Source organism: Nocardia sp. NPDC055050 (genome assembly GCF_053608345.1).
The window spans coordinates 33,582-49,046 of sequence record NZ_JBSGVG010000036.1 but is presented as its reverse complement, the minus strand read 5'-3'; the positions used below and the strand labels follow the sequence as shown (position 1 = coordinate 49,046).

The following is a 15,465-nucleotide window of genomic DNA, read 5'->3' as shown; positions in this document are numbered from 1 at the left end:
ATGACCGTCAACACAGCACTGTTCGATCTGACCGGACGATCGGCACTGGTCACGGGCGCGGCAGGCGGCATCGGTGCCGCTGTCGCGCGGGCCCTGGCCACCGCGGGCGCCGCGGTGCTGGTCACCGATGTCGACGGCGCCGCCGCGGCCGTGGTCGCGGAGAAGATCGTGGCCGAGGGCGGCACCGCTCGCAGCGCGGCGCTCGACGTGCGCGACCGGGCGTCCGCGGACGCGGCCGTCGCCGCGGCGGCCGAGCTGGCCGACGGGGTGCTGCACATTCTGGTGAACAACGCCGGTGTGACCGCTCCGGCCATGTTCGCCGAGACCAGCGAGGAATCGGTGTCGCTGTTGCTCGACATCCACCTGATGGGCACATTCCGGTGCTCGCAGGCCGCGCTGGCGAAATTGGCGACCGACGGTACCGGCCGGATCATCAACGTCACTTCCTCGGCGGGCATCGTCGGCACGCTCGGCCAGGTGAACTACTCCGCGGCCAAGGCCGGCATCATCGGCGTCACGAAGTCGCTGGCGCGCGAGCTGGCCCGCAAGCAGATCCTGGTGAACGCGCTCGCCCCGCTGGCGGCGACTCCGATGACGAGCACCCTGCGCACCAACGAGAAGTTCTCCGCGCAGATGCTGAACCGAATTCCGTTGCGCCGCTGGGCGGAACCGGATGAGGTGGCGGGCGCCTTCGTGTTCCTCGCCTCCGACGCGGCCTCCTTCGTCACCGGGCAGGTGCTGCCGGTCGACGGCGGCATGGTGATGTGATGGCCGCACACGCGGCGGCGGACCCCGCGCCGTTGGCCGGTGTCACGGTGGTGGCGCTGGAGCAGGCGGTGTCCGCGCCGATGTGCACGCGCACCCTGGCCGATCTCGGTGCGCGGGTGCTGAAGATCGAGAACCCGGACGGGGGCGATTTCGCCCGGTACTACGACGATGTGGTCGACGGCCTCGCGGCGCACTTCGTCTGGGTGAATCGTGGCAAGGAATCGGTGGCGCTGAACCTGAAATCGCCGGCCGGAATGGAGGTGCTGCACCGGCTGCTCGACCACGCCGACGTGCTCGTCTCCAATCTCGCTCCCGGCGCCACCGCGCGGCTCGGTATCACCCCGGCCGACCTCGAGCACAGCCATCCCGATCTGATCGCGGTCGAGATCGACGGCTTCGGCGCCGGCGGCCCACTGTCGGGCAAACGCGCGTACGACCTACTGGCACAGGCGGAATCGGGAGTGTGCGCGGTGACCGGTGCGGCGGGCGCGCCCGCCAAGCCCGGTCCACCGGTCGCCGATGTCTGCTCCGGTCTGTACGCGGCGATCTCGATCCTGGCCATGCTGTCCGCGCGCGACCGGCGCACCCGGAAGGGGGCGGCGGTCACGGTCAGTCTGTTCGACACGATGGCCGAGGTGATGGGCTACCAGCTCACCTACACCCGGCACTCCGGCATCGATCAGCAGCCGCTCGGCATGAGTTCGCCCGCGGTGGCGCCCTACGGCGCGTACCCGACCGGTGACGGGCAGACCGTCGTGCTCGGCACCACCAATGACGGGGAATGGCAACGTCTCTCGCGTGAGCTGCTGGGACGAGCGGATCTGGCCGACGACCCACGATTCCGGAGCAATTCCGACCGGGTTCGTCATCGCGAGGTGCTCGACGCCGAGATCGGCGCGTGGTGCGCCGGCCACGACCTGGCCCACATCCAGCAGGCCGCCGACACCGCGGGCATCGGCAACGCCCGCTACAACACCCCGAGCGAAGTGCTGGATCATCCCCAGCTGACCGAGCGCGATCGCTGGCGTCGGATCGATACCCCGGTCGGGCAGATCCCGGCGCTGCTCCCGCCCCCGATCATCAGCGGGTTCGATCCGCCGATGGGCGCGGTGCCCGCGCTGGGCGAACACACGAACGCGGTGCTCGCGGAGTTCGGTCTCACCGACGACGAGATCGCCCTGCTGCGCCTGCACCGTCTCATCGCCACGGCCGCGCCCTGATGGATCAGATCCTGCTGACCGAAGACCGCAACGGGGTGCGCACGCTGACCCTGCATCGTCCGCACCGCAAGAACGCGATCAATCGCGAACTGTGGGCGGCGCTGCGGGAGGCACTGGACGCGGCAGGCCGCGATCGCGACGTCCGCGCCCTCGTGCTCACCGGCGCGGGCGGGGCCTTCTGCTCCGGCGCGGATATCGCCACACCCGACCCCAGCCATCCCCTGCACAAGTTGCGCGCGCTCACCGATGTCGCGCTGCTGCTGCACGAGTTGCCGATTCCGACGATCGCCAAGGTGCACGGGGTGGCGGTGGGCGCGGGCTGGAATCTGGCACTGGGCTGCGATCTGGTGGTCGCGACGCCGGAGTCGCGGTTCTCGCAGATCTTCACCCGTCGCGGGCTCTCGCTCGATCTCGGCGGGTCCTGGTTGCTGCCCAAACTCGTGGGACTACAACAGGCCAAGCGGCTGGCGCTGCTGGCCGAGACGATCGACGCCGAGCGGGCGCACGCGCTGAACCTGGTGACGTGGGTTGTCGCCGAATCCGAGCTCGACGCCTTCGTCGTCGAGCTCGCCGAACGGCTCGCCGCCGGACCGCCGGTGGCGCTGGCCCAGACCAAGGCACTGCTGAACGAGGGCGCGGACCGCACCCTGCGCGACGCGCTGGCCAATGAGGCCCGGGCGCAGGGGGTGAACTTCGCGACCGCCGACGCACCGGAGGCCTTCGCGGCGTTCGCGGCCGCCCGGGAACCGGAGTTCACCGGCCGCTGGGCGATCGCCCGGCAGACCGAACACAACGATGACTAGTTCGAATGGAGAGCGCCATGCGTGAGGTAGTAGTGGTCGAGGCGGTGCGCACGCCGTGGGGCAAACGCAACGGCGGACTGGCGGGGACCCATCCGGCGGATCTGTCCGCGGTGGTGCTCAGCGCACTGATCGAGCGCACCGGGATCGACCCGACCGTGATCGACGACGTGATCTGGGGCTGTGTCTCCCAGGTCGGTGACCAGTCGAGCAATATCGGGCGTTACGCGGTGCTGGCCGCCGGATGGCCGGAGAGCATTCCCGGCACGACGGTGAACCGGGCGTGCGGCTCGAGCCAGCAGGCGGTGGATTTCGCTGTGCAAGCGGTGATGTCGGGGCAGCAGGATGTCGTCGTCGCGGGTGGGGTCGAGGTGATGAGCCGGGTCCCACTCGGCGCGGCGAAGGAGGGTGGGGCCCCCTACGGCCCGAAAGCCCGTGCGCGCTATGAGGATTTCTCGTTCAACCAGGGCATTTCCGCGGAGCTGATCGCCCAGAAGTGGGGGCTGGATCGTCATCGGCTCGACGAATTCGCCACGCTCTCGCACGAACTGGCCGCGGCCGCCCAGGACCGTGGCGCGTTCGACGCCCAGCTCGTGCCCGTCGAGACCGAAGCGGGGACGGTGACCGCCGACGAAGGCGTGCGCCGTGGGACGACACCCCAGACCCTGGCCAAACTCAAGCCGGCCTTCCAAGCCGACGGCGTGATCCACGCGGGTAACTCCTCCCAGATCTCCGACGGCGCCGCCGCCGTGCTGGTGACGACACCGGAGCGGGCCCGCGAACTGGGGCTGACACCGCTGGTGCGCTACCGCGCGGGCGCGGTGACCGGCGCCGACCCGGTACTCATGCTGACCGGTCCGATTCCGGCGACCGAGAAGGTCCTGCGCAAAGCCGGTCTCGATCTCGCCGAGATCGGCGTCTTCGAGGTGAACGAGGCGTTCGCGTCGGTGCCGCTGGCCTGGCTCGCCGAAACCGGCGCCGACGCACAGCTGCTCAACCCGCTCGGCGGCGCCATCGCGCTCGGTCATCCGCTTGGTGGTTCGGGGGCGGGTCTGCTCACCCGGATGGTTCATCACATGCGCGACAACGGAATTCGCTACGGCCTGCAAACGATGTGTGAGGGCGGCGGCACCGCCAACGCCGCCATCGTCGAACTGGTCGCCTGAGCAACAAGGAGACATCGGTGCGCCGAGACATCTACACCGAGGACCACGAAGCCTTCCGCGGGCTGGCCAGGGAATTGATCGACAAGGAGATCGCGCCCCACTACGCCGAGTGGGAAAAGGCCGGGCAGATGCCGCGCGAGGTCTTCGAAAAGCTCGGTGCCCTCGGCATTCTCGGCGTCGCCATCCCACCGGAGTACGGGGGAGCGGGCCTGCGGGACTACCGCTACAACGCCGTCCTGCAGGAGGAAGCGGCGCGGGCGCTGGTGACGCTGAGCACGGTGCGCACCCAGCTCGATGTCATCCTCCCGTATTTCCTGGCCTATGCCGACGAGCAGCAACGTGAACGCTGGTTCCCAGGGCTGGCGAGCGGTTCGTTGCTGACCGCCATCGCGATGACCGAACCCGGCACCGGCTCCGATCTGGCCGGGATGCGCACCTACGCGGTGCACGACGGCGACGACTATCTGCTCAGCGGCGCGAAGACGTTCATCACCGGCGGCCTGCTCGCCGATCTGGTGATCGTGGTGGCGCGGACCTCGACCGATCCGGAGAACCGGCGCGCGGGTCTGACCCTGCTGGTGGTCGAGGACGGCATGCCCGGCTTCGAGCGCGGGCGGGTGCTGGACAAGATGGGCTGCAAGGTGCAGGACACGGTCGAGTTGTCGTTCGACGCGGTCCGGGTTCCCGTGGCGAATCGGCTCGGGACCGAAGGCGAGGCCTTCGGCTACCTCGGCAACAATCTGTCGCAGGAACGGATGACGGTGGCGGTCGGCTCGGTTGCCCAGGCGCGGGCCGCGATCACCGCCACGATCGACTACGTCAAGGAACGCAAGGCCTTCGGGAAACCGGTCGCGTCCTTCCAGAACACCAAGTTCGAACTCGCCGCGATGTCGGCCGAGGTCGAGGCGGCGCAGGCCATGGTGGATCGTGCCGTGCTGGATCTGGTCGATGGTGAACTGTCCGGCCCCGACGCGGCACGCGTGAAGCTGTTCACCACCGAAGTGCAAGGCCGGGTGGTCGATCGGTGTCTGCAGCTGTTCGGTGGTTATGGCTATATGAGCGAGTACCCGATCGCACGGTTGTACACCGACGCGCGGGTGGCCAGGATCTACGCCGGAACCAGCGAGGTCATGAAGGTGATCATCGCCAAATCCCTCGGCCTCTGAGATACCGACGAAATCCGCCCCACGACAATCCTTGTCGTGGGGCGGATTTCGTTGATCGGCGATCTCAGCGGCGCGCGATCACGCATTCCTCGATGAACGACATCACCCGGAGGTGATAGGCGGTCGCCGAATGCCCCATGCTCAGATTGTGGCCCGCGTCGGCCTGCTCGTGGAGCAGCACGCGCGGCGCGGCCGTGAACAGCGCGGTGATCTCGCCCAACGCGAGTGGGTCGGTGCGCCAAACCTTTTCGTACGCGCCCACGGTGAACTGGACGGGAACGCGGACCTTCGCGGCGGTGTGCTCGAAATCGTGCGCCACCCACTGCGGCATCATGGTGGCCTCGTACGCTGGGCCCGGCGACGCGATCGCGGCGCCACCGAAGACCTCGGCCGGGTACAGACGGCTCGGCTGCCAGAGCAGTTCGCGCAGACGTTCGCCGCGCCCCGGCCCGGCCGCTGTCAGGTTGCTGATGGCTTCGGGGTGGTGTTTCCTGCCGGTGCCGGCGAGTTCGATGCCGAGCAACTGCGCGCCGCGCTCGTCGGCGGCCATCCGGACGGCCAGTTCACACCCGGCGGAATGCGCGAGGATGAACATCCCCGCTCCGCGCTCGCGCGTCCCGAGCACGCGCTCCACCAGGGCGTAGGCGAGGTCGACGCGGCGGGCGGCCGGTGCGATGTCGGCCGCGTGCGGCGCCGAACTGCCGTAGCCGGGGCGGTCGATCGCGACCACCGTGAACCCGAGCGCGGGCGCGGTGCGCAACAGCGACAGCCGGGGGTGGCCGGGGCAGTCGAAGTAGGCGGAGGTCGTCACGCCGCCGTGGACGGCGATGATGACGGCGCGCGGGTCGGCCGCCTCGGCGACCGTGGCCGACATCGGGATTCCGTCGATATCGACGACGTAGGAGCTGATCGGTACCTCGTGCGGTAGCCGCACCAGATCGGAACCGGCACTGGTCATGGTGTGGAGTCGCCTTCGGAGTCGGTGGGGGTGAGGGTGAGATGGCCCGCCTCCGCGGAGACGAGCACGGCACAGGCAGCGATCGTGAGATCCGGCAGCACCGCCGTGCCGTAGTGGTAGGCGTACGCGCGCAGGCGCCCGATGACGGTGATGCCGCCGCTGGGCAGCGGGAGAGTTGTCCCAGTCATGAGACTCCCCATTCAATTGTCGGAAAGATCCAGGGAGCGGATCGCAATGTCACCGATTCCGGCCTGTTGCTAGACTGCATTCTCTAATATGAGAATCACATTATCACCTAGGTCGGGAGAGCACGATGCCGTTGATCGCTTCGGTCGGTACCTATCTGCCGTGCTGGGGTACCGCCGAACAGCGCGTACCCGGTGACGACGAGGACGCGATCACCCTCGCCGTCGAAGCGGGGCGGGCCGCGATCGCCTCGGGGGCCGGGGTGGAGCACGTCGTGCTGGTCAGCCGGGATCTGCCGCTGCTGGAAGGCGGCAACGCCGCGGTACTGCTGGCAGGCCTCGGTCTGGATTCCGAACTGGAGGTCACCGAGCGGCTCGGCGGCGCACCCGCGACCCTCGACGCACTCGGCTCTTCGCGGCCGCGAACCCTGGTGATCGGCGTCGACCTCGATCCGGCCGGCGCGGCCGCCGCGGTGACGGGCGAACGAGGACTGCAGGTGCGCACCGCGGCGCGCGTCGCCCGGAGTCTGCCGGTCCGGACCCGCTACGCCACCGGCGTCGTGCACGACTACGGCGACCCCCGACTGTTGCGCGAACGCGGACTTCTCGGGTCACTGGCCGCGTCCTGGCTCGACACCCCGGTCGCGGTGGCCGGTGTCGATCACGAACAGGCCACCGACCTCTGTATCGGCACCCCGCCGCCGCTGCCTACCTTGGGGGCGAGTTCTGGATTGTTCGCGCTGGCGGCGATGGTGGACGCGGGACAGGCCGGCCCGCTGGTCGGAGTGGAACAGGGCAGTCTGTCCGGCGTCACGGTCGCGGCGGGCGCGGTGCCGGTGCATCGGCGCGAACCGCCGCCGCGGGAGAAACCGGTGACGAGCTTCGTGCCCGGGGCCGACATCCCGATCTCGCTGGCCGCCTATGAGCGCGCGTTCGAGGCGAAAGTGCGCTGGGCGGCCGGACGCCACGACGGCACCGACGAACTGGACTTCCCACCCCGCTATCGGGTGGACGACGACGGCACTTTGCGCACCGACTACACGCTGGTGCCGTTGCCCCGCACCGCCACCGTGTACACGTCGGTGACCGTGCACGTGCCGGTGCCCGGGCTGAAAACGCCGTATTCGCTGGTCATCGTCGAACTCGACGAGGTCGGCGTGCGCGCGCTGGTGAAAGTGACCAGCGCCGAACCGGGTTCGGTGGACATCGGCGATCGCGGCCGCATGGTGTTGCGGCGCGTGGCGGTGCGCTCCGGCGTGCCGGACTACGGCTACGCCTTCGAACCGGAAACCCCCGAACGACAGGAGTCGGCAGCATGAGAAGAGTCGCCATCGTCGGCGCCGGAATGACGCCCTTCGCCGAGCATTTCGCGCTCGGTATCAAAGATCTGGTGCCGATGGCCTTCGCCGACTGCGCGCGCACCATCGACAAGGGGTTCCGAAAATCCGACATCCAGGCGGCGTGGTTCGGTGAGCTCGGCACCGCCGACGGGTTCGCCTCCGGCATTCTCGCCGACACCCTCGGGCTGCCCGACATTCCGGTGACCCGCGTCGAGAACGCCTGCGCCACCGGGCACGACGCGGTCCGCAACGCGCTGCTCGCGATCGCCTCCGGCGCTATCGACGTGGCCCTGGTGGTCGGCGCGGACAAGCTGCGTGAGTCGGCATCCAAGGACATGCTGTGGGAGTGGGAGGCGATGACCCGTGACATGGCCTGGGACTACCCGCTCGGGCTGGTCGCGCCTGCCGGGTTCGCGCTGCACGTGGCACGGTACCTGCACGAATCGCCTGCCACGCGCGAACACATGGCCATGGTCGCGGTGAAGAACCATCGGCACGGTGTCCGAAACCTCAAGGCGCGGTTGCGCTTCGAGATCAGTATCGAGGAAGCGCTCGCGGCGCCGACGGTGGTCACGCCCTTCGGGCTCTACGACTGCGCGCCGCAGAGCGACGGGGCGGCGGCGCTCGTGCTGGCCGCCGAGGACGTGGTCGATCGCTACACCGACCGCCCCGTGTGGATTCGCGGGGTGGGACTCGGCATGGATTCGGTGATGCACCAGCACAAGCGGGACATGACGACATTCCCCGCCACGGTCCGCGCCGCGCGCCAGGCGTTCGGCATGGCCGGGCTGACCCCGTCGGACATCGATGTCGCCGAGGTGCACGACTTCTTCACCGGCATCGAGTTGATGAGCTACGAGGATCTCGGGTTCGCCGATCGGTTCGAGGCCCACAAGCTCGTCGAAGCGGGCGTCACCAGCGTGGGCGGCGCGCTACCGGTCAATCCGAGCGGCGGCTTGAAGTCGAAGGGACATCCGCCGGGCGCCACCGGGGTGGCGCAGTGCGTGGAGTTGTTCGAGCAGTTGCGCGGCGACGCGGTGAACCAGGTCGACCGGGCCCGAATCGGGTTGGCGCACTCCATCGGTGGTCCCACCGCGGTCGCGGCCGTGACGATCCTGGCCGGGCCCGACGCGCGAGACACGACTCAGTCGTAGGCGGGTCCGTCGACGACGGTGGCCGCGATCGCTGAGTCGATCAGCACAGTATTGGCGGCAATGCCAGGTGATCGCATCTCGCTTCGGGTTGATGCGGTCATCAGATCGAGCCGCCGGTTCGGGCTACCCGCAGCGTGTGCCGAGTAGTCCGAACCGGCGGGGATCATCCGATTTGTTCAGCCGCGTCGAGTACGTCGGCCGAGATGGTTTCGCGTGCGCCGATCACCTCGATGCCGAGTAACACGCCATCGCCATCGAAATCCAGGATCATCTCGGCCCCGTCGAGTGGTACTGCTTGTTGCCGGACGGCTTGTCCGGGACCGATGCGATCGGCGAGGTAGATCATCGCGGCGTTTGCCGTCGAATCGTAGGTCATCCGCACAAGGACAACTCCTGTCGAGTTGGTTCCGACGTCAATTGCCCATTGTCGTTGATTCTTGATCGGATTACGCACTAGTACTGGCGCGGGCGTCGCTGGAAATGAGCGATGGGTACCAGCGTGTCGGACGACTTCGATGGCCGATCCGCAGGAGGTCGTAGCCGTACAGGCCAGCGGGCGAGTTGAGACCTGATCGCCCGGTATCGACTTTGCTGGAAATCGAGGGTGGCCAAGCGTTCTCGAGCTGCGCGCCGATGGCGTCGGTTCGGCACCATCGGCGCGCTGATGCGAGCCTGTACGTGGTCGCTGCGTGGGCTTTCGCGGCTCTACGTCTGGGCGCGGGAGTTCAGCCGTTCATCGGTTGGCGGTCGGCGATGTTTCGTCGGACGTGGAACTTCTGCACTTTGCCGCTGGCGGTTCGGGGGAAGTCCTCGACCTGGTGCAGCTCCTCGGGCCACTTCTGTTTAGCGACACCGGCTTTGTCGAAATGCGTACGCATCTCGTCGATGGTCGGCATCTCGTGGCCGGTGCGCAGCCGCACCACAGCGGCGGCGTGCTCGCCGAGGCGGGCATCCGGTGCGGCGACGACGACTGCCTCGGCGATTCCGGGCATTGTCAGCAGGACCTCCTCGACTTCGAGGGCGCTGATGTTCTCGCCGCCGCGGATGATGATGTCGGCCTTGCGGTCGGTGATCGTGAGGTAGCCGTCGGCGTCTAGTTCGCCGATGTCGCCGGTGCGGTACCAGCCGTCGGCGTCGAAGGCGGCGGCGGTGAGGGCGGCGTCGGTGTAGCCGAGGCACAATTCCGGTCCGCGACTGAGGATTTCGCCGTCGGGGGCCAGGCGGATCTCCACTCCGGGTAGGACATCGCCGTCGGTGAACAGGCGTTTGTCCGAGGCCGCGGTGATCTGTGACCCGGTGATCGACGGGTGCTCGGTGCTGCCGTAAGAGCGGAAGACCGTGATACCCAGATCGTCGAGCCTGCGGGTGACCGCCGCGGGGACCGACGATCCGCCCAGGCCCGCGTACCGCATCCGGGGCAGATGCGCGGCGGTGAAATCGGGGTGGTCGAGCAGGCTGGTGACGAAGTACGTCGCGCCGCCGCCCACGGTGAGTCCGTCGCTGTGCATCAGCGCGAGGACGCGCTGCGGGTCCCACACATCGGCCAGGTTCACCGGCGACGCGTCCAGCACCGGGATCAGGAAGGCGTTCACCATGCCGATGAAGTGCCCGACGGGCGCCGCGGTGAGTTGTTTGCCGCGGTCGGGCGAGTACCAGGCGGACAGCTGCCGGGTTTCGTGACCGAGGGTTTCATGGCTGTGTACGACGCCCTTGGGCGCGCTGGTGGTTCCCGAGGTGAAGGCGATCAGTGCGGGGCCGCCCGGATCGGTCGGGAGGAATCCGGGCATCGGTTCGTCGGCGAGCAGGTCGTCGAAGTCGCGTCCCACCACGCCGACGATCGGGATATCGGCGCAGAGATCGGCCTGGAACTCGAGGCGCCCGAAGCGCTCCGCTCCGATGAACACCCGTGGCGTGGTCGCCTCGAGGATGTAGGTGAGTTCCTTGCGGCCGTAGAAGTGCACGATGGGCACTACCACCGCGCCGAGGAAGGCCGACGCCCAGAAGGTGGCGGCGGCCTCCATCCAGTTGGGCAGCTGGAAGGCCACGACGTCGCCGGGCCCGACGCCGCGAGCGCGCAGGCCCGCGGCGAGGCGACGGGCCCGGTGCTCGACCTCGCCGAAGGTGCCCGACCAGGGACGCTCGGCGGAGTGCACCCGGAATTCGGTGTCCGGGGCGGCGGCGAGGCCGCGCGTCAGCAGCTCGCCGATCGGTTCGCCGGTCCACCAGCCCTGCGTTCGGTAGTGCTCGACCAAGTCGGCGGGAATGCTGCGCACGTGAGACTCCAATGCCCGATCCGAAGTTCTGCGGCGATGATGTTATTCTCTGAAAACAAGAATGACAATCTCGTGATGGGAGAATCTTAGATGGTCGAGCTCGAGCTGGACGAGGGCGTCGCGGTCATCACGATCGATCGACCGCACGCGCGCAACGCCATCGCGCCCGTCACGATGGACGAGCTCGACGAGGCGCTCGACAAGGCGGCGGGTGCGCGTGCTCTCGTCGTGCGCGGAGCCGGTGAGCGCGCGTTCGTCTCCGGCGGTGACCTGAAAGAACTCAGCGCTCTGCGCACCGAGGAACAGGCCGCCGCGATGGCCTGGCGGATGCGCTCGATCTGCGACCGGCTGGCGAGTTTCCCCGCCCCCGTGATCGCCGCGCTCAACGGGCACGCGCTCGGCGGCGGCGCCGAGTTCGCGGTGGCCGCTGACATCCGCGTCGCCGCCGACGATATCAAGATCGGCTTCAACCAGTCCGCGCTGGCGATCATGCCGGCCTGGGGCGGCGCGGAACGCCTCGCCGCCCTCGTCGGCAAGAGCCGCGCGCTGCTGCTCGCCGGGTCCGGCGCGATCCTCGACGTCGTCGAGGCGCAGCGCCTCGGCCTGGTGGATCGGGTGCTGCCGCGCGCGGAGTTCGAGGACGGCTGGCGCGCGCTGGCCCGATCGCTGGCCACCCCGCAGGCCGCCGAGATCAAGCGCGTCGTCGGCGGGGTGTCGGCCGAGGAGGCCGTCACGGCCTTCGCTCGCCTGTGGGTGGCGGACGAGCACTGGGCCGCGGCCGACGCAGTGCTCGCCCGACGCGGCTAGTTCGCGCTCACCTGCCCGCGCTCACTCCGGTGCGGGCAGGTACGGAACCAGCGCGGCTTCGGCCGCCACGGCGAACGAGCTCAGAGCCATGGCGAGCATCGCGTACATGCCCACGGTGAACACCACATCCATCAGCTGGTGCTCGTCGAACTCGGTCGCCAGGGCGGTCCAGGTCGGGCCGCTCACGGCCCCGTCGCCGAGCAGCTCGTCGACGGCGGCCAGCAGCGCGCCGTCGATCGCCGACCACCCCGACGCGCTCGGACCCCGTTCGATTCGGGCGATCTCCTCGGGCTCCAGGCCCGCGTCGGCGGCCAGGATCGAATGCTGGGCCCACTCGTAGCCGCAGCGCTGGACCGCCGCCACCCGCAGCACCAGCAGCTCGCGCTGCCGGGCCGAGAGCGTGGAGCCGTAGAGGAAGTGCCCGTTGAAGGTGAGGAACGGTTTGGCCAGCGCCGGGTATCTGGCCAGCGTGCCCAGCAGGTTCGCCCCGCTCTGCCGCCCGGTCGACGGCTTGTCGCCGATCGCCGCGCTGCGATACTCGGCCATGAACGTGGTCATCTCCGTGGACCATTCCGCCTTCGGCAACGGCGCGATGCGGGGCTCTTGCGCCGCTGTCACGTGTTCCGCCCGCCGTTGACGCCGATGATCTGACCGGTGAGATAACCGGCCTCCTCGCTCACCAGGAACGCGCAGGTGGCGGCCACGTCGGCGGGTGTGCCGATCCGGCCGACCGGGGTGCGCGCGATCTGCGCCTCGACGTCGATGAACCCCCGGTCCACGGTGTGGCGCAGCATCGGGGTGTCGATGAAGCCCGGCGGGATGGTGTTCACCGTGATCCCGCGTTTGGCGAACTCGAGCGCGAGCACCTTGGTCAGACCCACCACGCCCGATTTCGCCGCGACGTACCCGGCCAGCCCGGCCGCGCCGCTGTGCACGCTCGACGACGAGATGTTGACGATGCGCCCCCAGCCCTGCTCGATCATGTCCGGGATCACCGCCTGGCAGCAGTCGAAGGTCCCGGTGAGATTGATCGCCAAGGCCCGGTTCCAGGTCTCGGCGCTGATCTCGAGGAACGGTCCGTCCAGGGTGAGACCGGCGCTGTTCACCAGCACCGCCGGTCGGCCGAGCCGGGCGCGGACCTCGGCGACCCCGGCGTCGATCGCCGCGCGGTCGGTGACGTCGACGGGCAGGCCGATCGCCCGACCGCCGGTGTTCTCGATCGCGGCGGCGGCGTCCTTGGCCGCGTCACCGTTGAGGTCGAAGATGGCGACGGATGCCCCGTCGGCGGCGAGCCGTGCGCTGATCGCGCCGCCGATCCCCGACGCGCCGCCGGTGACGATCGCGGTGCGGGCGCTCATTTGATGGCCTCGTCGCCGGCGAGGGTGGTGCGGTGCATCCGGCGCGGTTCACGCCGGTCGAACTCGCACGCCCGGTGGACCAGGCCCCGGTTGTCCCAGATCACCAGATCGCCCACCGACCAGGCGTGGCGCAGCACGCGCTCCGGTGCGGTGGCGCGCGCCTGGAGGTCGTCGAGCAGTGCGCGCCCCTGCTCGGGGTCCATGTCGACGATGTGGGACGTGGTCGCCCCGAAGACCAGGGAGCGCCGCCCGGTGTCGTGCTGCCACACCAGCGGATGCTCGCGCACGGTGCGCGAGGCCCATTCGGTGAGCTGCTCCTCGGTGGGGTCCGGGTAGGTCAGGCGCTGGATCGCGGCGAAGGTGTGCACCACCCGCAGGTCGGCGAAGCGCTGCCGCTCGTCGTCGGAGAGGTTGTCGTAGGCCGCGTAGGTGCTGGCGAACTCGGTCTCGCCGCCCTCGGTGGCGATCACGTGCGCGCTGAGCATCGACGCCTTGGCCGGGATGGCGTCCAACGCGCCGTCGAGGTGCCAGAAATCGTTGCTCGCGAAGTACTCCGCGTTGGGATTGTCGGGGTCGAAGCTGATCTGCATGACATCGGGGTTGGCGTAGAGCGGGAACTGCACCAGCTCGCCCAACCGCCGCCCGAACGCCGCCTGCGCCTCGTCGCCGATGTGCAGTTCGCGAAACAGCAGCACGCCGTGCTCCTCGAGCGCCGCCATGCACGCGGCCGGAATGTCGGGGTCGTGCAGCAGCCGGTCGGCGTCGGCGTCGAGCACCTCCACGCCGACGGCGTCGCTCAGTTTCTTCGTGGCCAGGGTAGGCATCGGTCGCCCTCTCATTCTTCCGGCGGCGCGTAACCGAGCACGCCCTTGATCTCGAGGTAGTCGTGGAAGCCGAAATCGCCCCACTCGCGGCCGTTGCCGCTCTTCTTGTATCCGCCGAAGGGCGTGTGGAAATCGAACCCGTCGTTGATCGCGATCGACCCCGCCCTGATCCGGCGGGCGACCGCGCGCGCCTGCGCCAGGTCGGTGCCGGCGACGAAGCCGGCCAGGCCGTACTCGGTGTCGTTGGCGATCTCGACGGCGTGGTCGAGATCGTCGTAACCCAGGATCGTCAGGACCGGCCCGAAGATCTCCTCGCGGGCGATCGTCATGTCGTTGGTGACCTCGGCGAAGACGGTGGGCCGCACGTAGTAGCCGGTGCTCAGACCGTCCGGTTTGCCGGGTCCGCCTGCCACCAGTGTGGCTCCCTCGCCGATGCCCTTGGCGATCAGTGTCTGGATCTTGTCGAACTGGTTGGCCGAGACCACCGGGCCGATGGCGAACTCGCCGTGCGGATCGCCGACGGTGACCCCCTCGGCCGCACCGCGGGCGACCTCGATCGCCTCGGCCATCCGCGCGGCGGGCACCAGCATGCGCGAGGGCGCGCTACAGGTTTGGCCCGAGTTGAGCATCATGCTCACCACGCCCTTGCCGACGTTCGCGGCGAAGGCATCGTCATCGAGGATGATGTTGGGGTTCTTGCCGCCGAGCTCCTGGGTGACCCGCTTGACCCCGGCCGCCGCGTTGCGCGCGATGTCGATGCCCGCCCTGGCCGAGCCGGTGAACGAGACCAGGTCGACGTCGGGATGACTCGCCAACGGCACGCCGACGGCGAGGCCGTCGCCCTGCACCAGGTTGAACACCCCGGCCGGAACACCGGCGGCATCGAGGATCTCGGCGAAGATCTGTCCGGAGAACGGCGCGAGTTCGGAGGGCTTGAGCACCATCGTGCAGCCGGTGGCCAGCGCGGGGAAGACCTTCACCGCGATCTGGTTCAACGGCCAGTTCCACGGGGTGATCAGGGCGCAGACCCCGATCGGCTCCTTCACGATCAGTGACGCGCCGCGCTGTTCCTCGAAGCGGAATCCCTCGAGGACCTCGATCGTGGTGCTGAGGTGGCCCGTCCCCAGGTCCACCTGGAAGCCGTTGGCCAGGGCGGCCGGTGCCCCCAGCTCCTCGATCAGCGCCGCCCCGAGATCGGGGGCGCGTTTCTGATATTCGGCGAGAACCGCGCGCAGCAGCGCGAGCCGTTGCGCGGGCTCGGTGCTCGACCACCCGTCGAACGCGGCGCGCGCGGCGGCGACCGCGCGGTCCACGTCCGCCGCCGTGCCGACGGCCACCGTGCCGCACACCTGCTCGGTGGCCGGATTCACCACGTCGATGGTGTGGGGCTCGGCGGGGTCGGTCCACTGCCCGTCGATGTAGAGCTTCAGATATTCACGCATGATT

16 protein-coding genes are annotated in these 15,465 nt (G+C 69.1%); 8 read left to right on the top strand and 8 right to left on the bottom strand.

The window, feature by feature from the left end; genetic code table 11:
- The 5 genes from ACWGCN_RS28355 to ACWGCN_RS28335 are packed head-to-tail and all read left to right on the top strand — an operon-like array spanning window position 1 to window position 5,120.
- Window positions 1–768, top strand: coding sequence for an SDR family NAD(P)-dependent oxidoreductase (locus ACWGCN_RS28355; protein ID WP_452459018.1), 768 nt, complete (start codon window positions 1–3; stop codon window positions 766–768).
- The gene (locus ACWGCN_RS28350) at window positions 768–1,988 is read left to right on the top strand and encodes a CaiB/BaiF CoA transferase family protein (RefSeq protein ID WP_452459017.1); all 1,221 of its coding nucleotides are present in this window, start codon (window positions 768–770) and stop codon (window positions 1,986–1,988) included. Before ACWGCN_RS28355 ends, ACWGCN_RS28350 begins: the two co-directional genes overlap by 1 nt.
- Window positions 1,988–2,791: an enoyl-CoA hydratase/isomerase family protein gene (locus tag ACWGCN_RS28345; protein WP_452459016.1), complete on the top strand. Its 804-nt coding sequence runs from the start codon at window positions 1,988–1,990 to the stop codon at window positions 2,789–2,791. Before ACWGCN_RS28350 ends, ACWGCN_RS28345 begins: the two co-directional genes overlap by 1 nt.
- A 17-nt stretch (window positions 2,792–2,808) precedes the next feature.
- Complete coding sequence (locus ACWGCN_RS28340; protein ID WP_452459015.1) at window positions 2,809–3,954, top strand: thiolase family protein; 1,146 nt, start codon at window positions 2,809–2,811, stop codon at window positions 3,952–3,954.
- A gap of 17 nt (window positions 3,955–3,971) precedes the next feature.
- A complete protein-coding gene (locus tag ACWGCN_RS28335; protein WP_452459014.1) occupies window positions 3,972–5,120 on the top strand; it encodes an acyl-CoA dehydrogenase family protein in 1,149 nt (382 codons plus the stop codon).
- Window positions 5,121–5,184: 64 nt separating this feature from the next.
- Here the strand turns inward: ACWGCN_RS28335 and ACWGCN_RS28330 are convergent, their stop codons facing one another.
- Window positions 5,185–6,078, bottom strand: coding sequence for an alpha/beta fold hydrolase (locus ACWGCN_RS28330; RefSeq protein ID WP_067444810.1), 894 nt, complete (start codon window positions 6,076–6,078; stop codon window positions 5,185–5,187).
- Window positions 6,075–6,266, bottom strand: coding sequence for a hypothetical protein (locus tag ACWGCN_RS28325; protein ID WP_379318798.1), 192 nt, complete (start codon window positions 6,264–6,266; stop codon window positions 6,075–6,077). Before ACWGCN_RS28325 ends, ACWGCN_RS28330 begins: the two co-directional genes overlap by 4 nt.
- A gap of 125 nt (window positions 6,267–6,391) precedes the next feature.
- On the opposite strand from ACWGCN_RS28325, the gene ACWGCN_RS28320 reads away from it, so the two are divergent.
- Window positions 6,392–7,582: an OB-fold domain-containing protein gene (locus ACWGCN_RS28320; RefSeq protein WP_452459013.1), complete on the top strand. Its 1,191-nt coding sequence runs from the start codon at window positions 6,392–6,394 to the stop codon at window positions 7,580–7,582.
- Entirely contained in the window at window positions 7,579–8,757 is a 1,179-nt protein-coding gene (locus ACWGCN_RS28315; RefSeq protein ID WP_452459012.1) for a thiolase C-terminal domain-containing protein, read from the top strand. Before ACWGCN_RS28320 ends, ACWGCN_RS28315 begins: the two co-directional genes overlap by 4 nt.
- Before the next feature lie 163 nt (window positions 8,758–8,920).
- Here ACWGCN_RS28315 and ACWGCN_RS28310 read toward each other — a convergent pair whose 3' ends face one another.
- Both ACWGCN_RS28310 and ACWGCN_RS28305 read right to left on the bottom strand, forming a co-directional pair.
- Window positions 8,921–9,133 (bottom strand): DUF2283 domain-containing protein, encoded by a 213-nt coding sequence (locus tag ACWGCN_RS28310; RefSeq protein ID WP_452459011.1) that lies wholly within the window; start codon window positions 9,131–9,133, stop codon window positions 8,921–8,923.
- A 349-nt stretch (window positions 9,134–9,482) separates the two neighbouring features.
- Window positions 9,483–11,030, bottom strand: a complete 1,548-nt coding sequence (locus ACWGCN_RS28305; RefSeq protein WP_452459010.1) for an AMP-binding protein — start codon at window positions 11,028–11,030, stop codon at window positions 9,483–9,485.
- A gap of 90 nt (window positions 11,031–11,120) precedes the next feature.
- Here ACWGCN_RS28305 and ACWGCN_RS28300 point away from each other — a divergent pair, with 90 nt between their 5' ends.
- On the top strand, window positions 11,121–11,837 hold the full coding sequence (locus tag ACWGCN_RS28300) for an enoyl-CoA hydratase/isomerase family protein (RefSeq protein WP_452459009.1): 717 nt from the start codon (window positions 11,121–11,123) through the stop codon (window positions 11,835–11,837).
- A gap of 21 nt (window positions 11,838–11,858) precedes the next feature.
- On the opposite strand, the gene ACWGCN_RS28295 is transcribed toward ACWGCN_RS28300, so the two are convergent.
- Genes ACWGCN_RS28295 through ACWGCN_RS28280 form a run of 4 tightly spaced genes read right to left on the bottom strand, consistent with a single transcriptional unit; the run spans window position 11,859 to window position 15,461 of the window.
- On the bottom strand, window positions 11,859–12,395 hold the full coding sequence (locus ACWGCN_RS28295) for a carboxymuconolactone decarboxylase family protein (RefSeq protein WP_067445225.1): 537 nt from the start codon (window positions 12,393–12,395) through the stop codon (window positions 11,859–11,861).
- A gap of 56 nt (window positions 12,396–12,451) precedes the next feature.
- Window positions 12,452–13,195, bottom strand: coding sequence for an SDR family NAD(P)-dependent oxidoreductase (locus ACWGCN_RS28290; protein ID WP_452459008.1), 744 nt, complete (start codon window positions 13,193–13,195; stop codon window positions 12,452–12,454).
- A complete protein-coding gene (locus ACWGCN_RS28285) occupies window positions 13,192–14,019 on the bottom strand; it encodes a TauD/TfdA dioxygenase family protein (RefSeq protein ID WP_452459007.1) in 828 nt (275 codons plus the stop codon). The genes ACWGCN_RS28290 and ACWGCN_RS28285 overlap by 4 nt, the downstream gene beginning before the upstream one ends.
- Window positions 14,020–14,030: 11 nt before the next feature.
- The gene (locus tag ACWGCN_RS28280; protein ID WP_452459006.1) at window positions 14,031–15,461 is read right to left on the bottom strand and encodes an aldehyde dehydrogenase family protein; all 1,431 of its coding nucleotides are present in this window, start codon (window positions 15,459–15,461) and stop codon (window positions 14,031–14,033) included.
- Window positions 15,462–15,465 lie beyond the last annotated feature (4 nt).